The organism is Klebsiella sp. 7-CIP_Kleb., from assembly GCF_050378655.1.
Classification (GTDB): domain Bacteria; phylum Pseudomonadota; class Gammaproteobacteria; order Enterobacterales; family Enterobacteriaceae; genus Klebsiella; species Klebsiella quasipneumoniae.
The window spans coordinates 59,493-81,186 of the sequence record NZ_JBNRLJ010000007.1; the positions used below are offsets into that span (position 1 = coordinate 59,493).

General features: G+C 56.4%; 19 protein-coding genes. 11 read left to right on the forward strand and 8 right to left on the reverse strand.

The window, feature by feature from the left end; all coding sequences use genetic code 11:
• Nucleotides 1–2: 2 nt before the first annotated feature.
• Together ACQUTI_RS20700 and ACQUTI_RS20705 are read right to left on the reverse strand one after the other, a co-directional pair.
• Nucleotides 3–371 carry a helix-turn-helix transcriptional regulator gene (locus ACQUTI_RS20700; protein WP_094311165.1) on the reverse strand — a complete coding sequence of 123 codons (369 nt, stop codon included), beginning with the start codon at nt 369–371 and terminating at the stop codon, nt 3–5.
• A 33-nt stretch (nt 372–404) separates the two neighbouring features.
• Nucleotides 405–2,165: a tannase/feruloyl esterase family alpha/beta hydrolase gene (locus ACQUTI_RS20705; RefSeq protein WP_017900111.1), complete on the reverse strand. Its 1,761-nt coding sequence runs from the start codon at nt 2,163–2,165 to the stop codon at nt 405–407.
• Nucleotides 2,166–2,789: 624 nt separating this feature from the next.
• Here ACQUTI_RS20705 and bamA point away from each other — a divergent pair.
• Nucleotides 2,790–5,213: an outer membrane protein assembly factor BamA gene (gene bamA / locus ACQUTI_RS20710; protein WP_053810873.1), complete on the forward strand. Its 2,424-nt coding sequence runs from the start codon at nt 2,790–2,792 to the stop codon at nt 5,211–5,213.
• Between the two features lie 550 nt (nt 5,214–5,763).
• Nucleotides 5,764–6,117, forward strand: coding sequence for an anti-adapter protein IraM (gene iraM, locus ACQUTI_RS20715; protein WP_004206315.1), 354 nt, complete (start codon nt 5,764–5,766; stop codon nt 6,115–6,117).
• A 38-nt stretch (nt 6,118–6,155) separates the two neighbouring features.
• Here the strand turns inward: iraM and ACQUTI_RS20720 are convergent, their stop codons facing one another.
• Genes ACQUTI_RS20720 through ACQUTI_RS20730 form a run of 3 tightly spaced genes read right to left on the reverse strand, consistent with a single transcriptional unit; the run spans nt 6,156 to nt 8,714 of the window.
• On the reverse strand, nt 6,156–6,917 hold the full coding sequence (locus tag ACQUTI_RS20720) for an inositol monophosphatase family protein (protein WP_049004460.1): 762 nt from the start codon (nt 6,915–6,917) through the stop codon (nt 6,156–6,158).
• 10 nt (nt 6,918–6,927) lie between these two features.
• The gene (locus tag ACQUTI_RS20725; RefSeq protein ID WP_043519228.1) at nt 6,928–7,947 is read right to left on the reverse strand and encodes a LacI family DNA-binding transcriptional regulator; all 1,020 of its coding nucleotides are present in this window, start codon (nt 7,945–7,947) and stop codon (nt 6,928–6,930) included.
• Nucleotides 7,944–8,714 carry an MBL fold metallo-hydrolase gene (locus tag ACQUTI_RS20730; RefSeq protein ID WP_004206319.1) on the reverse strand — a complete coding sequence of 257 codons (771 nt, stop codon included), beginning with the start codon at nt 8,712–8,714 and terminating at the stop codon, nt 7,944–7,946. Before ACQUTI_RS20730 ends, ACQUTI_RS20725 begins: the two co-directional genes overlap by 4 nt.
• 162 nt (nt 8,715–8,876) lie before the next feature.
• Between ACQUTI_RS20730 and ACQUTI_RS20735 the strand changes: the two genes are divergently transcribed.
• The 4 genes from ACQUTI_RS20735 to ACQUTI_RS20750 are packed head-to-tail and all read left to right on the forward strand — an operon-like array spanning nt 8,877 to nt 12,825.
• Complete coding sequence (locus tag ACQUTI_RS20735) at nt 8,877–9,908, forward strand: ABC transporter ATP-binding protein (protein WP_004206321.1); 1,032 nt, start codon at nt 8,877–8,879, stop codon at nt 9,906–9,908.
• 29 nt (nt 9,909–9,937) lie between these two features.
• On the forward strand, nt 9,938–11,077 hold the full coding sequence (locus ACQUTI_RS20740) for an extracellular solute-binding protein (protein ID WP_043519229.1): 1,140 nt from the start codon (nt 9,938–9,940) through the stop codon (nt 11,075–11,077).
• Nucleotides 11,078–11,137: 60 nt separating this feature from the next.
• A complete protein-coding gene (locus ACQUTI_RS20745; RefSeq protein WP_065697384.1) occupies nt 11,138–11,968 on the forward strand; it encodes an ABC transporter permease in 831 nt (276 codons plus the stop codon).
• Nucleotides 11,968–12,825, forward strand: coding sequence for an ABC transporter permease (locus ACQUTI_RS20750; protein ID WP_065697383.1), 858 nt, complete (start codon nt 11,968–11,970; stop codon nt 12,823–12,825). The genes ACQUTI_RS20745 and ACQUTI_RS20750 overlap by 1 nt, the downstream gene beginning before the upstream one ends.
• A gap of 46 nt (nt 12,826–12,871) precedes the next feature.
• Here ACQUTI_RS20750 and ACQUTI_RS20755 read toward each other — a convergent pair whose 3' ends face one another.
• On the reverse strand, nt 12,872–13,153 hold the full coding sequence (locus tag ACQUTI_RS20755) for a YjcB family protein (RefSeq protein ID WP_002885064.1): 282 nt from the start codon (nt 13,151–13,153) through the stop codon (nt 12,872–12,874).
• A gap of 509 nt (nt 13,154–13,662) precedes the next feature.
• On the opposite strand from ACQUTI_RS20755, the gene ACQUTI_RS20760 reads away from it, so the two are divergent.
• Nucleotides 13,663–15,267, forward strand: coding sequence for an EAL domain-containing protein (locus tag ACQUTI_RS20760; RefSeq protein WP_109938622.1), 1,605 nt, complete (start codon nt 13,663–13,665; stop codon nt 15,265–15,267).
• Here ACQUTI_RS20760 and soxS read toward each other — a convergent pair.
• Entirely contained in the window at nt 15,252–15,581 is a 330-nt protein-coding gene (soxS, locus tag ACQUTI_RS20765; RefSeq protein WP_023291646.1) for a superoxide response transcriptional regulator SoxS, read from the reverse strand. The two genes, ACQUTI_RS20760 and soxS, sit on opposite strands and share 16 nt — an antisense overlap.
• Before the next feature lie 84 nt (nt 15,582–15,665).
• Here soxS and soxR point away from each other — a divergent pair, with 84 nt between their 5' ends.
• From soxR to ACQUTI_RS20785, 4 genes are all read left to right on the forward strand, one after another.
• Nucleotides 15,666–16,124: a redox-sensitive transcriptional activator SoxR gene (gene soxR / locus ACQUTI_RS20770; RefSeq protein ID WP_004109476.1), complete on the forward strand. Its 459-nt coding sequence runs from the start codon at nt 15,666–15,668 to the stop codon at nt 16,122–16,124.
• Nucleotides 16,125–16,383: 259 nt separating this feature from the next.
• Entirely contained in the window at nt 16,384–17,052 is a 669-nt protein-coding gene (locus tag ACQUTI_RS20775; protein WP_017900107.1) for a glutathione S-transferase family protein, read from the forward strand.
• A gap of 390 nt (nt 17,053–17,442) precedes the next feature.
• Nucleotides 17,443–18,792 carry an NCS2 family permease gene (locus ACQUTI_RS20780; RefSeq protein WP_122542255.1) on the forward strand — a complete coding sequence of 450 codons (1,350 nt, stop codon included), beginning with the start codon at nt 17,443–17,445 and terminating at the stop codon, nt 18,790–18,792.
• Nucleotides 18,793–18,939: 147 nt separating this feature from the next.
• Entirely contained in the window at nt 18,940–20,586 is a 1,647-nt protein-coding gene (locus ACQUTI_RS20785) for a Na+/H+ antiporter (protein WP_004206334.1), read from the forward strand.
• Nucleotides 20,587–20,747: 161 nt separating this feature from the next.
• On the opposite strand, the gene ACQUTI_RS20790 is transcribed toward ACQUTI_RS20785, so the two are convergent.
• Nucleotides 20,748–21,629 carry a LysR family transcriptional regulator gene (locus ACQUTI_RS20790; RefSeq protein WP_017900105.1) on the reverse strand — a complete coding sequence of 294 codons (882 nt, stop codon included), beginning with the start codon at nt 21,627–21,629 and terminating at the stop codon, nt 20,748–20,750.
• Nucleotides 21,630–21,694: the final 65 nt, after the last annotated feature.

The window sequence follows — 21,694 nt, forward strand, 5'->3', positions numbered from 1 at the left end:
CCTTATTTTTGCCGGGTGACCTGATGACGATATTGAGTGGGTGTGAGCGCATGATATTTTTTGAAGGTACGATTAAACGCACTGAGATCGTCATAACCAACCATAATACAAATATCGACAATACGGTAACCAGGCGTCGTCAGCAATAAACGGCGACAGAGCGACATGCGCTGCTGGCGGATATATTCCATCGGCGATCGATCAAAATAATGACGGAAGAGCCGAAACAAATGCCAGGAGGAATAACCAGAGATATCGCTCAGATCGTCGACGGTCAGTTTCTTATCCAGATTATTATCGATCCACAAGAGCAGGTCGCTTAATACCGATTGCTGGAGCGTTTTGCTATGCATGATTGAGGCCAATCCCAAAAACGAAGGGCTCCTCAATGAGGAGCCCTTGATTTATTGAACGGTGAGCTCGCCGTGGCGAACCTGATAATTTTTTTGGTTATCAGGGCCAATAAAGTCGCTGGCGGGTTTTGCCACCTGCAGATGACCAAACGCGGTTGATTGCTCTGCATGATAATTTTCGCCGTCATTCACGTTGCCGTGCCCGTTATAACGGGCAATGGCCGGGAAGGGATACACCGGACGCGTTGCGATAACGGCTGGAGCGGCGTCAGCGTAAGGCTGACTGACTTTCTGCACGCCGTGAAACTGCGTTTGGGCATCTGGTTTTTCTGTCATCGGCGGCAGCCTGGCGGCGGCTGGCGCCCGTTTGCCGGCCATAATCTCCTGCGGCGCGATGCCTTCCTCGGTCCAGCGCATCAGCGGGGTAAGGAGATCAATTTGATCGTAACCTTCGCCATTACCGCAATGTGCTACCCCAGGCAGCAGGAATAACCGCAGGAAGGAATCCGTTGCGGCATGGCCCATCTCTGCTTCTACGCCGCGGTAATAGGCGATAGAAAAGGCTGGGCTGACGGAGTCATCGGCCAGACCGTGCCAGAGGATAAGCTTGCCGCCGCGCTGCTGATAGGCATGAAGATTGGTATTTGCCGCATTATAGAGCGGTGCCAGTTGAGCGACGGCGTCAAAATTCTGCTGATTAAGTGGGAAATCCCGCATCGATTGGATCTTCTGTTTTCCTCCCGGCAGGAGCACGGATTGCAGAGCCGGTAGTACCATCATTTCCGACATTGAGTGGCCGGTCGGCGTCTCCGGCACCGGCCAGCGTAGCTCGGAGCCCAGCGGAAGACCGCCAGCGACGAACTGGGCGCCGTGGCTGTCGTAAGCGCCGCGGTAGAGCTTTTTCACTACCTCAATCTCTTCCTGTGTCAGGCAGGCGGAACGGTCCTGAGCGTTGGCAGGACAGCGGGGGAGCCAAGTCTCAGAGAACTGACAGGCATAGGGGTTTTGCAGGATGCCGTCCTGCACGCCGGAAAGCGTCGGACAGTGAGCCAGTATGGCCTGGTGAATCAAAGGTAAGCGATCTTTCAACAAGATAGCGGTACCGTCCGGACGCTGATTGGCGGCCACATTCCAGCCGTGGAAGAAGGAGTTCTGAAACTGGAAAAAGGCCGCTGGCGCGCCAGCGCTGATACCGTCAAAATCCTGCGGAAAGCGCTGCGCTTCCATCAATGCTTCGCGACCGCCGTCTGAGCAGCCCATAAAGTACGCGTACTTTGGCGGCTGGCGGTAAAGCGTCTGCATCACCGCTTTGGCCAGCACTGCGGTCAGGTGGTTGGCGCGCCAGGCAAAATCGATGCGCTTTTGCGGATCTTCTGCCCATGACGCATCCATCATACTGCCATGGTGCCCCATATCGGTTGCTGCCACCACAAACTCGCCGTTCATTGCCGGCAGGCAGCCGCTGGCATTCGACAGACTCAGGTTAATACTCCCGCACAGTCCGCCGCAGCCGACCTGCAAGAAACGTTGACTCCAGCGCTGGGTCGGCAGGGCAATCTGCACGCCAATCTGGGGGGCGATAGTGGCGCTCACCTTGCACCAGCTTCCCTGCGCGGAGGTCTGCATTTCAGTGTGGTTGATCGTGACCTTTGCGCCAACGGCGGCGCTGAAGTCGGTAGCGCTTAGCGCATCGCATGTTAGCGCGGGGAGAACAATCGGCAGACTGGAGGCCGCCTGCGTGGGTGAAGCGAACGATAACCCAACGAGGGTGCAGAGAATGATAGGTAACATCGTTTTAAGTAAGCGTGTCATACGCGATTCCCTGTGATTGATGATGGGAGGCGGCAGGATGGTGAAGCCTATGCCTCACCTTCCCTGGCGAGGCGCCACTGCTTGGCTATTGTAGATAACGATAGACTTTCCTTGATGCCTTGATAAGGCGTCCCTACTGTATTCTGCTATTTTGAGGAAAATATGGAGATGTTCGCCATCGGCGTCTGGTGGTGAATACAAGATAAAATGTTGTGATGTCGATTGCATAATTTATTCAATTTCTCTTCATTATATCTGCTGGCTTTAAGAATATGATTGTGCCTGTTCCTGGTGATTCCAGTGAACAACATTCCTAACGAGATCCTTCCCCCTTTCCATTAGCAAGAAAGGGGGCTTTTTCAATAAAGACCGTTCAGGTAAATCTAAATATAGCTCTGGTGTTGGCCATTAGAACCACGGCGTTCAGGAAAAGTTCCATCATTAAATATATTTTTAAACATGATTTAACATCCTTTTTTTCTCCATTTTGTCGCCATAATTGCATGTAATTCTGCGCCTCGCTCAGGTTATTTCTGTCGCATATCTTAGATACGCATCCTGAACAAATAAGCTCAACGCCAGCAGATAACTGCTATTGCTCATTATCTCGTAGACGACACATTCATGTTAAAAAAGACTCATATCATCAGCGGATTATTGATTACCCCTTTAACGCTGTACGCCGCAACCTCATATCAAGTTGATGATATCCGTTTTGAAGGGCTGCAGCGCGTGACCGTCGGGGCGGCGCTATTAAGTATGCCGTTGCACGCGGGAGAAGCGGTGACGGCAGAGGAAGTCAGCGAGGCAGTGCGCGCGCTGTATGCGAGCGGCAATTTCGAGAATGTGCAGATCCTGCGCGATGGGAAAACGCTGGTGGTGCAGGTTAAGGAGAGGCCCACTATTGCCAGCATCAGTTTTTCCGGGAATAAGTCGGTGAAGGATGATGCGTTAAAGGAAAATCTCACCGCGACAGGTATTTCAGCAGGTAGCGCACTGGATCGAAATTCGCTTAGCGAAATAGAAAAGGGGTTGCAGGATTTCTATTACAGCGCGGGGAAATACAGCGCGCAGGTTCACGCTGTGGTGACACCGTTACCGCGTAATCGCGTTGACTTAACGTTCGTCTTTCAGGAAGGCGTATCGGCGAAAATCGCACAAATAAACATTATCGGTAATCAGGCGTTTCGGGAAGAGACGCTCCTGGACCAGCTTCAGCTACGCGATAATGTGCCGTGGTGGAATGTGGTAGCGGATAAAAAATATCAGAAACAGAAGCTGGAAGCCGATCTGGAAACGCTGCGCAGTTTTTATCTCGATCGCGGCTATGCGCGCTTTGCGATCCAGTCCACGCAGGTCAGTATGACGCCAGATAAAAAATCCCTGTATATCACCATCACCCTCAATGAAGGCGAACGTTATCGGGTCGACCGAACTCAGGTGACAGGCGACCTGGCGCAGCATGGACCGGAGATCGAGGCCCTTGCCCAGCCGCTGGCGGGGGCATGGTATAGCGGGGCGCAAGTCACCACGGTTGAAAATGAGATCAAAAAGCGTTTTGGTAAGTATGGTTATGCCTGGCCGCAGGTGACGACCACGCCGGAAATCGATGACGCGCATCATCGTGTGACGCTGCATATTCAGGTCAACGCCGGCCGCCGCTACTCGGTACGCCAGATCCGCTTTTCCGGTAACGACACCTCCCGGGACGCGGTGTTACGTCGTGAAATGCGCCAAATGGAAGGGGCGTGGCTCAACAACGAAAAAGTCGAGCAAGGGAAAGTACGTCTTGATCGAACGGGTTTTTTTGAGAACGTTGAACAGCAGATCGTTCCGGTCAATGGAACGGCGGATCAGGTCGATGTGGTCTACAAGGTGAAGGAGCGCAACACCGGCTCATTCAACGTGGGCCTGGGATTTGGTACGGATAGCGGCGTGAGCTATCAGCTTGGCGTGACGCAGGATAACTGGCTGGGAACGGGCAACAGCGTTAGCTTCAACGGGACGCGCAACAGCTATCAGTCTTATCTTGAACTGGGGGCGACGAATCCGTGGTTTACCGTCGATGGCATTAGCCTGGGCGGAAAGATTTTTTATAACAGCTATGATGCTTCCGATGCGGATGCCGGGAGCTATAACCAGCAGAGCTATGGCTTAGGCAGTACGCTAGGGTTTCCCATTAGCGAAAATAACTCCCTGAACCTGGGGCTGGATTATGTCCATAATCGCCTGACCAATATGGATCCGGAGCTGACGACCTGGCGCTACCTCAGCTCTCGGGGAATCGAGCCCAGCGTGGTGACGAAAGATGGCGACAGTGGCGCAAAATATAGCGCCAACGATTATTTTGTGAGTCTTGGATGGGGCTACAACGATCTCGATCGCGGCTTCTTCCCGCGTGCGGGAAACAAGAGCAGCCTGAGCGGTAAAGTGACGCTCCCTGGTTCGGATAATAGCTACTACAAACTCTCTTTTGACACCGCCCAGTATCTGCCGCTGAGCGAAAACAAGCGCTGGGTCTGGATGGAACGCCTGCGCGCAGGCTATGCTGGCGGGTTAGACGGCAAAAGTGTGCCGTTCTACGATAACTTTTACGCTGGCGGTTCGTCGTCGGTGCGCGGCTTCTCTTCTAACACCATTGGGCCTAAAGCGGCTTATTACCGCTGCAATGGTAGCGAAAGCAGCTATAGCGCCTGCCCGCTGGACGCCTCGTCTGATGCGGTCGGCGGGAATGCCATGGCGGTGCTGAACAGCGAATTTATCATTCCAACCCCCTTTGTGAATGACAAATACGCCGATAGTCTGCGAACCTCGCTGTTTGTTGACGCGGGGACGGTCTGGAGCACCTCCTGGCACAACACCGCGCAGACGCTGGCGGCAGGTATCCCTGACTACGGCGATCCGAGTCATATTCGTCTCTCCGCGGGGATTGCCGTGCAGTGGATGTCTCCCCTTGGTCCACTGGTCTTCTCCTGGGCAGAGCCGTTTAAAAAGTACGATGGTGATAAAGCAGAACAGTTTCAGTTTAATATCGGCAAAACCTGGTAGGGCCTCAGCGGGGCTTGTTAGACCGGCGTGGCAATATTCTGTGGACTGTCTTCCGACATAGCGATTGAGCAGAATATGCTCAATCGCTATGTCGATATTAGCGCTAAGGAATGCGATCTGGCGGGACACCCGCGACATTTACCCGAGCGCGGTCTGAGGGCCTCGCGGAGCTGGTGACGTACGACGAGGTAACCGCGCAATAAATAGCTGCCTGCTACGGTCCTCTTTTCTTGCCAACCGCGGGTAATGCTCAGTGCTGCATCATCTAATACCAATGACTGAGGCCTCATCCAGAGGGACTAAGACGTATTGTCAATTAAGTTTATATTATCTTATTTTTTATTATATTTTCTTTTTTAAGGTTAATTTGGCTGTTTTTTATCGGGCCTAATCATAAATTTCGAGAGGAAAATGAAACGTTACTAATAATGGGTTGTGTTGTTAGGAATTGTCTTAAGTCACATAATTGTCAGGGACGCTTGCGGTTTATAATAATGAATGCTATCACTATATACGGTAACAATTTGTAGCATCTGTATAAGGAAGGAATATGAAATGGACTATTCTTAATACTCTGATCTGCCCGCAATCCGGCATCGCCTTCTCGGCAATATCCAGTCTGCGTTTCTTAAAATTTATCATGTGGTACGAGGCCGATGTGATCCTGCTGCCCGGCGAGTCGATGAAGCTCTATTCCTCGAGAGTTTTAATTAATGACCAGTATCATTCATTAAAAATCTACAATATTACGGTGTACGATGAGGCGCAATGGGAAAAATTACGTGAGCGGCCATCTTGCCCATACCATGCCGGCGGCGAGCGGTCTGACTCCTGTTTTTACCAGTCCTTTTGCGCAATTAAGCGCTGTCCGAATAATATTCCCCGCAGCGAACCCTGGCGGTAGTCAGTCCACGCCGCCGGCCAGCCGCCGGCGGCGTGGCGTTATTTCGCCAGCAGGGCCGCCAGCCGCGGCTGGACGCTTGCGCAGCCCGCCAGCACGAGGTTGCCTCGCCGCAGACCCTCATTGGCGAGAAACGCATTGCACTTTCCCCCCGCCTCCTCAATCAACAGCATGCCTGCCAGCGCGTCCCAGCTGTTCATATGCGCTTCATAATAGGCATGGAGCTGGCCGGCGGCGACATGCGCCAGCATCAGGGCCCCCGCGCCGAAGCGGCGATATTCCAGGCCGGCGTCGAGCAGGGTCGCGATGGCCTGGGCGTAGTCGCTGGCCGGGGCGCGGCTGGAACGGCCCATACCCACCACCACCGCATCCGGATCCGGTTCGCGTAGCGTCAGACGCTGGTCGTTGAGATACGCGCCTTCGCCGCGGCCGGCGAAGAAAAACTCATCGCGATCGGGAGCGTAGATAATGCCAAGCGTCAGCTCGCCCTGGCATACTCGCGCCAGCGAGATACACCAGTAATCCATACCGAGGATAAAGTTGGTGGTGCCATCGACAGGGTCGAGCACCCAGACGGTCTGTTCATCGCCAGCAAAACCGCTCTCCTCGCCGAGGAAACCCTCCTGGGGAAAATGGGCCTGCAGCCAGCCTTTAATCTGTTGTTCTACCGCGAGATCCGCCTGCGACACAAAGTCCTGGCGCGATTTTTTATCGACCTGTAATCCCGCATCGCGCAGCGCCTGGGCGTGGGCGCCAGCCTGGCGAATCAAGTCGCATAATGATTCTCGTTGTGCTTCCGTCATAGTCCTGCTCTCAGATAACAAAGGGCGACGTGCGCCGGTGAATTAACGTCACCTCCACCCAGGTGGTGCGTGAAGGTTGTAAAGGGTCGGCGGCGCGCTCCTGCAGCCGGGTAAGCGCCTGGCGGGAAATCGCCGCCACATCCTGATGTAGGGTGGTGAGCTGGTAGCTATATTGCGCGGTCGGCGGCGTGTTATCAAAACCAATCAGCTGGTAATCCTCAGGCGCCTGTTTGCCGCGCTGGCGCATTCCATCGAGAAAGCCACAGGCAAGCTGGGCATTGGCGCAAAAGATCCCCTCAGGCACCTCGCCAGCGAGCGCCGCGGCCTGCTCACCGCCGACGTAGCCCTCTTCCGGACAGGCGAGGTGCGCCAGGTCGCGTTCGATGTTCACTCCGCGCGTCTGTAGCGCCCGGCTGAACGCTTCCCCGCGCATGCGTCCGGCCCAGGTGGAAGGGTGAGTATTGAGCCAGCCGAAGCGCCGACAGCCGCTGCGCAACAGCTGGTCGGCGGCCAGCTCGGCGCCAGCGGCGTTATCAGAGCAGACATAATCCACCCCGGGGATCGTCGGTTGACGGTTAATGCCCACCACCGGAATATGCTGGTGAACGCACTCGTTCACCAGCGCTTCCGGCGGCTGGCCGGAGGTAACGATAACTCCGGAGACGCGAAACTGAGCGAAACGGCGCAGGGTGTGCGCCAGATCCTGCTCGCTATGGATCTCGCTCACCAGCGCCTGAAAGCCCTGGCGTTGGATCTCGTTGAGCAGGGCATCAAGCAGGGCGCTGCGAAAAGGATCGCTGATGCGCGAGACGATCACGCCGATTAAGTGGCTGCGCTGGCGGTTCAGCCCCTGGGCGAGGAAATTAACCTGATACCCCAGCTCTTCGGCGGCGCGCAACACCCGCGCCCGGGCATCGGGAGAGATGCTGCCGTTGCTGCTCAACGCCCGGGACACCACCGCCCGGGAGACGCCCGCTCGCCGGGCAACGTCCTGGGCAGTGACGCTGGGTTTACGGGGTGCAGGGCTCATAGGATATGCGCCTCGTCGTTAAACGTGGGACGCGGCAACGTTAAGGCGAGCCCATCCCGGGAAACGAATAAACCCGGCCACGGCTGGCAGGCCTGCTTCAGCGCCGGCAGGGAAGCGTCCTCGCAGTGATAGAGCCCCAGCGCCGGGAGCTGCAGCGTTCTGAACAGCATCAGGCAAGAGGGGAAATCGCCATGAGAGGCGTCATCGTCCAGAGCCGCCACCGAGGCACACTCCTGAAACGCCAGCCCGGCGCCGGCCATCAGGGCCATCGAGTCGGCGGTCGGCCGGCCATCGCCGCTGTAAAACAGTGTCTGCCCGGCAATGGTGATACGGATGGCGCGATTACTCAGCTCATGCTGGGTGGGGGCAGTGCGGATCTGCCAGTCCTGCCACGTCCAGGCGTCGCGACACGCTTGCCAGTCGAGGGTGAAGCCAAGCTCCGCCTGCGGCCAGTTCGCCAGCGCGGCCAGCTGCTTGAGCACCGGCTGCTGCGCCGGCTGGCAGTAGATAATCAACGGCTTCTGGCGGGAGCCGCTTTTCCAGTAATTCAGCAGCGCCGTCAGACCGGTGCAGTGGTCCGGATGAACGTGGGTGAAGTAGATCGCGTCGATATCGTTGACCCCGCCGCCGCGCTGCCAGAGCGCGCGGGGAACGGTGGGGCCGCAGTCGATTAACCACTGTTTGTTGTCCGCGTCGATTACCCGCAACGCGGAAGTATTTTGCGTGCAGGAAAAGGCGCTCCCGCAGCCAAGCACATCTATTTTCATTTACCCTCGCCAAAAATTTTTGCCGCTTAATTAAATTGTCATAAATACCCGACAAAGTAGGCTCACATCATGTCGAGTCAACGTTGCATTTTTTTTACAGCTAAATGAACACGTGTTCATACCAATAAAAAATGCCCGCAACAGCGCTTTCAGGTAGCGAATATGAGTTATTTAAAGATCTCTGGCCTTAAAATTAGTTATGGCGATAAAGTGGTTTTACATAATATCGATCTGGCGGTCGAGCAGGGGGAGATGATCGCCCTGCTCGGCCCTTCGGGATGTGGAAAAACCACCCTGCTGAATGCCCTCTGCGGTTTTATTCCGGTGGAAAGCGGGGAGATCGCCATCGCCAGCCGATCGATCACCCATCAGGCGCCGGAGCAGCGCAATATCACCATGGTGTTTCAAAGCTACGCCCTGTGGCCGCACCTGACGGTGGCGCGCAATATTGGCTATGGCCTGAAGCTGCGCAAATGGCGCGGGGCGGATATCACACGGCGAGTGGCGGAGCTGCTACGGATCGTCAATCTCGACGGGCTGGCTGACGTGAAGGTGACCGAACTCTCGGGCGGCCAGCGGCAGCGGGTGGCACTGGCGAGGGCGCTGGCGATAGAGCCTCAGGTGCTGGTGCTGGATGAGCCGTTATCTAATCTGGATGCCAAAGTGCGGCTCAATGTGCGCCATGAAATTAAATCTCTGCAAAAGAAACTCGGCTTTACGTCATTAATTGTCACCCACGATCAGCAGGAGGCATTAGTGATGGCGGACCGAATTGCGGTATTAAACCAGGGGCGAATTGAGCAAACCGGCACGCCGGAACAAATATATCAGCGACCCGCGACACCCTTCGTCGCTGATTTTATGGGCGCCGATAATAAAATAACCTCTGATGAAATATCCGCTGCCGCAATATCCGGTTTATCGGCTGCTCAGCAGGGTGAAAAAGTCATTTATTTTCGCAGCGCCGATGCCACGCTCGCTGAATTAACGCAGCCCGCGCCGCAGGAGGGGCTCGCCCTGGAGGGGATGGTGGAGCAGAGCGCGTTTCTGGGCAATCTGTATCGCCACAGCGTGCGCTGCCATGACCGCCTGCTGCAGGCCGACTCCGCTCAGTGCTGGCCGACGAAAAGCCGCGTCAGGCTCCATGTGCCCATGCCGGCCCTCCATATTTTTCCTTTACCACTATCACAGTGATATCAGCGTGTTCATTCTGGGGACAATCCATGTTTACTAAGACGAAAGCAGCGATCTTAACGACCCTCTGCCTGAGCGTTAGCGCCCAGGCCGACACCTTTCTTAACGTCGCCACCGCGGGCGATCAGAATATGGTGGATTACGTGAAAACCTGGCTGGGGCCAAAATTTGAAGCCGCTCATCCCGGCGTCAAGGTGCGGGTGATCGGTACCGGCCCAGGCGACGCCGGGTCGAATAAAATTAGCGAGAAGCTGAGCGCCCAGCAGGAGAGCGGCGCGCAGCAATGGGATATCGACGTCGCCGTGGTGCATCAGAAGGCGGGCGGGGAGCAGGTGGAAAAGGGATTGCTGCAAAAATATCGCCAGGATATTCAGACCGGCGGCATGGTGAGCTCGCCGAGCGTCACCCAGGCGCTGGGCGTTAACGTCGACGGATACGTCATGCCGATGTTCTTAAGCCAGACCGCTATCGCGTGGAACAGCGATCTCGTCAATACGCCACCGGCGTCGTATGACGAGCTGGTGGCCTGGACGCAGAAACATCCTCAGGCTTTTGGCTATAACGGCATCAAGAACGGCATGTCCGGCGTTAGCTTTGTGGTGGGCTGGATCTACGCCTACGGGACCGACGCCGAGCGCCTCTCCTCCGCGCCTTATGATAAAAGCGTCGAAAAGGGCTGGCAGCAAGCCTATGAGAAACTGAAGGCATTCAATAAAAATGTCACTTTCACTCCGGGCAACGCTGGAACGCTCGACATGCTAAGTCGGGGAGAGATTGCCATGGGCCCGGTATGGGTCGACATGTTCTATAGCTGGAAAGATCAGGGCAAGCTGCCGCCATCGATTAAGCTCGCTTTACTGGCCCCGGGCATGCCGGGTCAGCCGATGTATTACGTCATTCCGGCGAAAGCGGCGAATCCGCAGCTGGCGCGCGACTTTATCGCGCTGGCCACCAGCCCGGAAGTGCAGGCGCAGGGGATCGTTAAGCAGTTCAACTGGTATCCGGGCATCGACGCCGGGCAGGTGAAGCCGAAGCTGGATGCAGCGACCTGGCAAAAGCTGTTTGCCGAAATCTCGCCAGAAGCGTTGGCGAAGTATGGCAAAAGCTTCCCGATCGCTCCCTACTTTGACGATATCAAAGAGGGTTACGAAAGCCAGGTGGCCAATTAACCCTTTTTCCAGCCCGGGTCGCCGATCCGGGCGCTTGCTTGTGCCAACGCCAGGTTCTTTATGTCCAGTTCATTAAAATATTTGCTGCTGGTTGCCCCGGCCGCGCTGATGGTCGCGATCTTGTTTTTGTATCCGCTGGGGTTTTCGCTGGTCTCGGCGTTTACCGCGCCGGGACAGCCGTTCACCCTCGATCATTTTCGCAAGGTCTACGCGCTTTACGCCAACGATGTGCTCTTTTCGCTGCTTATCGTGCTGATCTCGGTGGCGTTGTTAGCGCTGATCGCCATTACCCTGTCGGCAGTGATTGCGCTGTCGCCTTGCCGGCCCGTTGTACGCCTGCTGGGTTTTTTGTATCGCCTGCCGCTGTTTATTCCTTTTATCGTCGTCGCTCAGATGATGCGCACTTTTCTCGCCAAAAATGGCCTGATGAACAATGCGCTGGTGGCGGCCGATCTGGTCAGGCCGCTGGAGACCCTCTCCTGGCTGGGATGGAAGGGAATTGTCATTACCTTTGTCTGGAAGCAGCTGGCCTTTGCTACGCTGTTGATCTGCGGAGCGATGGTGGCGCTGGAGCCGTCGCAGATCCTCGCCGCACGTAACCTTGGCGCCTCCCGGCCGCGGCTGCTGTTCGATATTATGCTGCCGCAGGTCCTGCCGACCATCGGCGTGGCGCTGGTGCTGTCGACGGTAACCATGATGTCGGTGCTGTCGGTACCGCTGATGATCGGCGTGGGGACGCCGACGATGCTGACCGTGGATATGGCGTTTCGCGTCAATTCCTATGGTGATTACGCGGTGGCGAATGCGCTTGGCGTGGTGTCGCTGGCGATCTGCGGCGCGCTGTCGTGGTTTTACCTGCGCCATAGCCTGCAGCAAAAAGGCGGTGAATGATGAAAGCGCTGAACCTTGTTTCCTCTCCGTCATGGTGGGTAAGAGGACGCCGTAAAGTGAACGCCAGCCCGGTGCTGCAGACCCTGCTGCTGCTGTTTATGCTGCTGGCGATGTTTGGCCCGCTTCTGAACCTGTTGATCTGGACCGTAGCGGAAAGCTGGTATTTTCCCCATTCGCTGCCCAGCCAGTGGGGCCTGAAGTACTGGTATCAGGTTTTCAATCCGTACAGCGATGTCTCCAGCTCGCTGTTAACCAGCATACTGATCGCCCTGCTGTCGGTGGGGGTCTGTTTGCTGATTTCCGTTCCCGCCGGCTATGCGCTTTCCCGGCGGAAAATGCCGCTGCGGGTGCTGTTTATGCTGCTGTTTCTCCTCCCGCAGGCCTTTCCCAACCTGACGGTATACATGAATATTGCTCGTCTGTTTTACCAGTGGGGCTTGAACGGAACTATCGCGGGGGTGGTGCTGGTGCATAGCGTCCATGGTCTGATGTACTCGGTGTGGATCTGTGTGGCCGCGTTTTCAGCCATCGACCCGCTGCTGGCGCGGGCATCGCGTAACCTGGGCGCCGGACCGGTGTATACCTTCTGGCACATCGTGCTGCCGCAGGCGGCGCCAGGGATCGTTGCCGCCTGCATCTTTGTTTTTCTGGAGTCGTTGGATGAGTTTACCGGCACCTTCTTCGTCGGGGCGCCGGATATCACTACGCTGCCGCTGCTGCTCTATAACGCCAGCATGTCGGGTAACTATCAGGTCTCGTCGATTACCGCGCTGATTTTGCTGGTGCCATCGCTGCTCTTTATGGTGGTGATCCATAAATTTATGCGTCCGGAGATGATGGCGAAATTGGGGAAATAAGAGCTGCAGAAAACGAAAAAGCTTCCCGTCGGGAAGCTTTTTAACCTCAGGTCATCATCATTGGCCATTCTGGCGGCGTCTGACTCATGACTTCAATCATCACATCTTTGATATTGCCCCAGATTTTGGCAATATCGAGCAGGGTGATGCCGAGCAAACCGGTGGCGAACCAGCAGGCGGCGGCAAGGCCGAGGCAGCTGCAGATCACCGCCAGACCGGCGTAATCGCTTTTGCGAAGCTGAATATTCAGTGAGCTGGCGAGAAACATGAGTACTGCGCTCACCAGGGGCCAGCGCAACAACACGACACTGGTAGTAATGGAAGCCATTAACCTATCCTCAAAGAAAGTCGGGGAGCCATGGACGACCTGGCGCGACTGACGATGGCATAGCGCTCTGGTCTCAACTGGCGTACTAGAGAGTGATGAAACGCCATTTCTGTTTCATCAACTTGTGTGAACTATATCACACTTGGCGCTTTCTTCACCAGTCAAAAAATGAGCTTTCGCTGCGTTTAATAGCAATGTTATTTGTGTGGATATTAGTGAGCAACCCCCGCTGATCTTATTTTCATTGCCTTGCTAATGATTATTATTCTGCGGGTTTTATTACCTGTTCTTGTTTATTACACGGAGAAACCGAGTCAGATACGCGTCTATTCTTAATCTTGGCGGAATATCTTCCGAATACCTGATAAATAAGTATTATTCTTCACCATCAGGGGTAAAGCTGACGCCCGTGAGGGCTGGCAGAAAATCTGCTGATGTCTATCGCAGTCGCGATTGCTAACGTGTTTGGTCTACCTTAATTAAGGCATATCGCATGGATGTAAGCGTAAATGGGTGACAGTGCGCCGCATAAGGCGCTAAGGCTCATCGGAACGGGTTTGGTTATTTTATTGCCAGTGGTACTGGCATTGTGGTTTGCCCAGCTGCGGGCGAAAGCCGAAACCATTGATCAATTACACTCATTTTCGCAGCTGGCGCTGCAAAAAACGGAAATGGTCATCCGCGAGGCGGATCAGGCCCGGGCGAAAGCCAGCCATTATCGCGGGGAGCTATGCTCAGCGGACCATCAGCGTTATTTATTGCATATCGTTCGTGGCCTGCTGTATGTGGAAGATCTGATCTACGCTAACGGCCAGCGCTTTATCTGTTCAACGTCCGTTCATCAGCAAACCGGCTGGCGGATGCCGGCGGCCAATTACACCAAAAAGCCGGATGTCGCGATTTACTATTACCGGGACACGCCGTTTTATCCGGGCTTTGCCATGAATTATATGCAGAAGGGGCCCTATGTGGTGGTGGTCAATCCCTTCTCGTACAGCTCGGTAATCGCCAGCGATCGCGATTTAGCCTATGGCGTATTTGATACCAAAACCAACCTCTTTTTCTCGGTCAGTAACAATGTCGAGCCCGCGGAACTTCATGCGTTGATTCGCGAAGGCGATACCTTTTTTAATCAGAATGGCCGGGTGTATACGATAGCCCGCTCCGCTATCCGGCCGATCGCCGTCATTATGTCCACCTCGCGGGCCAGCTATTATCACAACTTTTGTGACCAGGCCAGCCTGACGCTGCCGCTGGGGATCATTTGCAGTATTTTACTGGTGCTGGTGTGGTCGCGCACCCGCCGGCAGTATCACTCGCCGCGCAATATGCTGCAGCGGGCTCTGAGCTGCCGCCAGCTGCGCCTGCACTACCAGCCGATTATCGATATTAAAAATAACCGCTGCGTCGGGGCGGAAGCGCTGCTGCGCTGGCCAGGGTTTGACGGCCCGGTGATGAACCCGGCGGAGTTTATACCGCTGGCGGAAAATGAAGGCATGATTGCCCAGGTGACGGACTACGTGGTGGATGAGCTGTTTTACGAAATGGGCGAGTTTCTTGCCAGCCATCCGCAGCTGTACGTGGCGATCAATCTCTCTGCGTCGGACTTCCACTCGGCGCGGCTGATTTCACAGATCAGTGAGAAAGCGCGCAGCTATGCGGTCTGTATCGGGCAGATCAAAATCGAAGTAACCGAGCGGGGGTTTATCGACGTACCGAAGACCACGCCGGTGATTCAGGCGTTCCGCGAAGCGGGCTATGAAATTGCCATCGATGATTTCGGTACCGGCTATTCGAATCTGCATAATCTGCACGCCCTGAACGTCGATATCCTTAAAATCGATAAAACCTTCGTTGATACGCTGACCACCAACAACACCAGCCACCTGATTGCCGAACACATCATCGAGATGGCGCGCGGGTTGCGTTTAAAGACTATCGCGGAAGGCGTGGAGACGCCGGAGCAGGTAAGCTGGCTCTACAAGCGCGGCGTGCAGTATTGCCAGGGCTGGCTGTTTGCGAAAGCGATGCCGGCGCGGGAATTTATGCAGTGGTTAGCCAATGCGCCCGCGCCCGTGAACGTGCCTCAGCCGCCGCGTCACGCGGAGATCTGATGGCGGTAGTCGCTGGGGGTGCGGTCAAACTCCCGGCGGAATACCCGCGAGAAGGTTTGCTGCGAGACATAGCCCAGATCCATAGCGATATCAAAGATCGGCCGCTGGGTGGTTCGCAACGCCTCCGCCGCCAGCAGCAGGCGGCGCTGACGAATATAATCCCCCAGCGTCTGATGCATCACGGTGCGGAACATCCGCTGCAGGTACCACTTCGAGTATCCTGACTTTCTGGCGACTACATCAATGTTAAGTGGTTGATCGATATGTTCATCAATCCATTCAATCAGTGTTTGAATAATATCCTGATGGGACATAAAGCGGCCTCTCTCAATTCTCGATTCGTCGTTTTGTCTGCGGGCGAGTATAATTCCTCAAGTTAACTTGAGGTAAAGCGCTTTATGGAAAAGAAATCACCCCGCATCAAAATGCTGCTGACGCCCGGGGAAGTGGCAAAACGAACCGGCGTGGCGGTCTCGGCCCTCCATTTTTATGAGAGTAAAGGGCTGATCCACAGCCAGCGGAATGCCGGCAATCAGCGGCGCTACCGGCGCGATGTCCTGCGCGCGGTGGCGATTATCAAAATTGCGCAACGTATCGGCATCCCGCTGGCCACCATCGGCGACGCGTTTGGCGTGCTGCCAGAAGGGCACAATCTCAGCGCAAAAGAGTGGAAAATGCTGTCATCACAGTGGCGCGAGGAGCTTGACCGGCGTATCCACACCCTGACGGCGCTGCGCGACCAACTCGACGGCTGCATCGGCTGCGGCTGTTTATCGCGGCGCGACTGCCCGCTACGTAACCCGGGCGATAAGCTGGGGGAAGAGGGGACCGGCGCCCGGCTGCTGGAGGAGGATTAAAAAAACTAAAGCGCCACAACTGGGCGCTTTAGTTGTTTTCCGGTCTTGGTCTTTCGCATTATCTCGTTGGTTCACGAGAGGGTTTCCCCCGACGTCGACGTCCCTCAGTATTGCGCAATCTGTTGATGGAGGTTCCGGTTTGCGTCGACACTTTAACTATGGCATCTGCCGCCGTTTTTTCCTCACTATTTTGCCGAAATTTTCCCGGCAATCAGCGCCTGTTCCTATAGTTAATTTGAACAAACGACGGGAGAGGCCCATGCTGACGGTACACCATCTTAATCAGTCACGATCGCAACGCGTACTGTGGGCGCTGGAGGAGCTACAGCTGCCTTATCAGATAGTCCGCTATCAGCGGGAAAAGTCGATGCTGGCGCCAGCGGCATTGAAGAAAATCCACCCGCTGGGTAAATCGCCCGTGCTGGAAGACAACGGCTATGTGCTGGCGGAGTCCGGAGCGATCCTTGAGTATTTGCAGGAGAGCTGGGACAGCGATGGGCTGCTGAAGCCGCAGGGCACAGATGACAAACTGCAGTACCGCTTCTGGCTGCACTATGCCGAAGGTTCGCTGATGCCGCTGCTGTTAATGAAGCTGGTGTTCGCCAGCCTCGGCAGACCTCCGGTGCCCTTTGGCGTCCGCTCGCTGGGCTCGCTGCTGGGCAAAGGTATCCAGAAAGCGTGGCTCGATCCCCAACTGGCCACCCATGCGCGGTTCATTGACAACCATCTGGCCACGCGGCCATGGTTTGCCGGCGAGCAGCTGAGCATGGCCGATATCCAGATGAGCTTCCCGGTGATGGCGCTGTTGTCCCGCGGCGGCATGGATGATCTTCGCCATATCGAGGCCTGGCGACAGCGGGTGGAGCAGCGCCCGGCCTGGCAGCGGGCCATCGAGCGCGGCGGCCCCTTCACCTTACCCGGCGCCTGAGGTATCAGCGGATCCGATGACGCGGCTAAATGAAAGCAACTGACTAAAAAATTGTTAGCGGATTGCGCATGGACGATAACGTTTGCGCATCAGCTGGTTATTTTCTGTTCGTCATAAGCGAAATTTAGCGAAATACGATAAACATCGGTTGAAAAGGGTTATCTAAAGGCCGGATAATCGTTTGCCTTTCTGTTTTGCTCCCTCTTTTATCTGCTATCCAGGGGGAGGAGACAAGGTTGACACACCGTAGTGTATGCGTGGAGTTAAACGTTTGCTTTTTTGCAGCCCCCCTGGCGCTGCGATTCGGTACAAGGAGATCGCGTTTAACTGGCAGTGGAGGGTCCACCACGCATACCAACGAACAATAAAAATTTTCAGGGGAAGTTTTCTATGTCTACGCCTTCAGCGCGTACCGGCGGTTCATTAGACGCCTGGTTTAAAATTTCGGCGCGCGGTAGCACCGTGCGTCAGGAGATTGTTGCAGGTCTTACTACCTTTCTGGCAATGGTGTACTCCGTCATCGTGGTGCCGGGCATGCTCGGAAAAGCGGGCTTCCCGCCGGCCGCGGTGTTTGTTTCTACCTGTCTGGTGGCGGGCGTTGGCTCGCTGGCGATGGGATTATGGGCAAACCTGCCGATGGCCATCGGCTGCGCTATCTCGTTGACCGCCTTCACCGCCTTCAGCCTGGTGCTGGGGCAGCACATTAGTATTCCGGTGGCCCTCGGCGCGGTATTCCTGATGGGTGTCCTGTTTACGGTGATTTCGGCAACCGGCATCCGCAGCTGGATCTTGCGCAACCTGCCGCAGGGTGTGGCCCACGGTACCGGGATCGGGATTGGCCTGTTTCTGCTGCTGATCGCTGCCAACGGCGTTGGTCTGGTGATCAAAAACCCGCTGGATGGTCTGCCGGTGGCGCTGGGCAAATTTGCCAGCTTCCCGGTGGTGATGTCGCTGATTGGCCTCGCGGTGATCATCGGTCTGGAAAAAATGAAGGTACCAGGCGGTATTCTGCTGACCATTATCGGCGTGTCGATTGTCGGCCTGATTTTCGATCCGAACGTCCATTTCTCCGGGATTTTCGCCATGCCATCCCTGAGCGATGATAAAGGCAACTCGCTGATCGGCAGCCTCGACATCATCGGCGCGCTGAACCCGGTCGTGCTGCCCAGCGTGCTGGCGCTGGTGATGACGGCGGTCTTTGACGCCACCGGTACTATCCGCGCGGTGGCCGGCCAGGCAAACCTGCTGGACAAAGACGGACAGATCATTAACGGCGGTAAAGCGCTGACCACCGACTCCCTGAGCAGCGTCTTCTCCGGTTTAGTCGGGGCGGCGCCAGCGGCGGTGTATATCGAATCGGCGGCGGGTACCGCGGCCGGCGGTAAAACCGGGCTGACCGCGGTGACGGTCGGTGTCCTGTTCCTGCTGATCCTGTTCCTCTCTCCGCTCTCGTATCTGGTACCACCTTACGCGACGGCACCGGCGCTGATGTACGTCGGCCTGCTGATGCTGAGCAACGTGGCGAAAATCGATTTCAACGACTTCGTCGACGCGATGGCCGGCCTGATCACCGCGGTGTTTATCGTGCTGACCTGTAACATCGTGACCGGCATTATGATCGGTTTCGCGACCCTGGTGATCGGCCGCCTGGTCTCCGGCGAGTGGCGTAAGCTGAACCTCGGCACGGTGATTATCGCGGTGGCGCTGGTGGTCTTCTACGCCGGCGGGTGGGCGATTTAAACCCTTTGTGCTCCTCTCGGGCGGCTCAGGCCGCCCGTTTTATTTTTAAGCCACATCCTGTTTCCATTTGCGTTAATCTGGGTAGCGTATGATTCACAGGCAAGACGCCTCACAGGTATAAAAGAAAACGCAGCAAACAGGGAACACATGGAAATATTCTTTACCATCCTCATCATGACCCTTGTGGTCTCACTCTCCGGGGTAGTGACGCGCGTACTGCCCTTTCAGGTTCCACTCCCACTGATGCAAATCGCCATTGGCGCGCTTCTGGCGTGGCCGACCTTTGGTTTGCACGTTGAATTTGATCCAGAGCTGTTTCTGGTCCTGTTTATCCCGCCGCTGCTGTTCGCCGACGGCTGGAAAACGCCGACCCGCGAATTCATTGAGCACGGGCGCGAGATCCTTGGCCTGGCGCTGGCGCTGGTGGTCGTGACGGTGGTCGGCATCGGCTTTCTGATCTACTGGATTGTGCCGGGCATTCCGCTTATCCCGGCGTTCGCGCTGGCGGCCGTACTGTCGCCGACCGACGCCGTGGCGCTCTCGGGTATCGTCGGGGAAGGGCGGATACCGAAAAAAATCATGGGTATTCTGCAGGGTGAGGCGCTAATGAACGACGCCTCCGGCCTGGTCTCGCTCAAGTTTGCCGTCGCGGTGGCGATGGGCACCATGGTCTTTACCGTCGGCGGCGCCACCGTTGAGTTTCTGAAGGTGGCGATTGGCGGCGTGCTGGCCGGGTTTGTGGTGAGCTGGTCGTATGGCCGCTCGATGCGCTTCCTCAGCCGCTGGGGCGGTGACGAGCCCGCCACGCAGATCGTCCTGCTGTTCCTGCTGCCGTTTGCCTCCTATCTGATTGCCGAACATATCGGCGTCTCCGGCATTCTGGCGGCGGTGGCGGCAGGGATGACCATCACCCGTTCCGGCGTGATGCGTACCGCGCCGCTGGCGATGCGCCTGCGCGCCAACAGCACCTGGGCGATGCTGGAGTTTGTCTTTAACGGCATGGTGTTTCTGCTGTTGGGCCTGCAGCTGCCGGATATCCTCTCCAGCTCGCTGGTGGCGGCGGAAGCCGACCCCAACGTCGAGACCTGGATGCTGTTTACCGACATCATCCTGATCTATGCCGCGCTGATGCTGGTGCGTTTTGGCTGGCTGTGGTCGATGCGTAAGCTTAGCCAGCGCTTCCTGAAGAAGAAACCGATGGAGTTTGGCTCCTGGACCACGCGCGAGCTGCTGATCTCCTCCGTTGCCGGGGTGCGCGGGGCGATTACCCTCGCCGGTGTGCTCTCTATTCCGCTGTTGCTGCCGGACGGGAATGTCTTTCCGGCGCGCTATGAGCTGATTTTCCTCGCCGCCGGGGTGATCCTGTTCTCGTTGTTCGTTGGGGTGATTGCGCTGCCGATCCTGCTGCGTCACATTGAATCGAGCGATAATGTGCAGCAGCGGAAAGAGGAGCGTCTGGCGCGCGCGGCGACGGCGGACGTGGCGATTGTGGCGATCCAGAAGATGGAAGAGCGGCTGGCGGCGGATACCAAAGAGAATATCGATAACCAGCTGCTGACCGAAGTCAGTTCGCGGGTGATCGGTAACCTGCGCCGCCGCGCCGATGGTCGTAACGATGTGGAAACCTCGATGCTCGAAGAGAGCCTGGAGCGGCGCTTCCGCCTGGCGGCGCTGCGCTCTGAGCGCGGTGAGCTGTACCATCTGCGCGCCACCCGGCAGATCAGTAACGAGACGCTGCAGAAGCTGCTGCACGACCTCGACCTGCTGGAAGCGCTGTTAATCGAAGATCAATAACCTGTCATCCGGATAGCGCGACATTCATTCGGGCTACCGGCGAGACCGCAGTAAATGTGTAGCCCCGGTAAGCGTTAGCGCGACCGGGGAAACCCGGGCAGCGGCGCAAGCGTCTGACCCGGGCTACCCATTCCTCTCCGAAACGCGTTGTCACCAGGGAATTATTCCAGCCAGAACGCTTTACTGCACGCCAGCCAGGCTTCAGCGCTGCGCGACATATACACCCCTTCCCGCCAAATCATCCCCAGCTCCCAGCGCAGCTCGCTTTGCAATGGGATCCAGCAAAAGTTCTGCGGGTCGAGACGCTGGCAAATCGGCTCCGGCAGGATCGCCACGCCAATGCCGGCCTGCACCATGGCGGCGAGAAAATCCCACTGGCCGCTGCGCACGGCGATCCGCGGCTTCACGTCGTGCTCGCTAAACAGGCGCATCAGCTGCTGGCTGAGGGCAAATTCCTCGTTGTAGATAACCAGCGGATGCGCCGCCAGCTCCGCCGGCGAGAGCGACGTTTTGCCTTCCCACGCCGCGGTCCTGGGCGTCAGGACGCACAGTGGGTGGTTGAACAACGGCAGGGTGGTGAGGCTGCTACCCTCTTCGATCGGCAGGGCGGTCATCGCCATATCAAGTTCACCATTGCTGACCGCCTGCTGGACCGTCAGGCCGCCAAACTCGGCGATTTTCAGCTCGACGCCCGGGTAGCGCTGGCGGAAACGGCTGATCGGCTCCGCCATCAGCATCCCGACCATCGGCGGAATGCCAAGACGCAGCACCCCCTTATGCAGGTGATTGATATCGCTCAGCTCTGACTCCAGCTGGCTGAACTCGCCGAGGATCGCCTGGCCGCGTTCAAAAACCACGCGCCCGGTATCGGTAAGCAGCAGTTTGCGGCCGTCGCGGATCAACAGCGTGCAGTTCAGTTCATCTTCGAGATTTTTGAGCATCTTGCTGATGGTGGGCTGCGTGACGAACAGCTTTTCCGCCGCGCGAGTAAAACTCTGCTGACGAACCACTTCAACAAAATAGCGCAGCGTTCGGATATCCATAATTATTCCCTGAGACTATACCTGCGATGATTTTAATTCATTTCTGTCCGCGTCGGCGGCTCTCT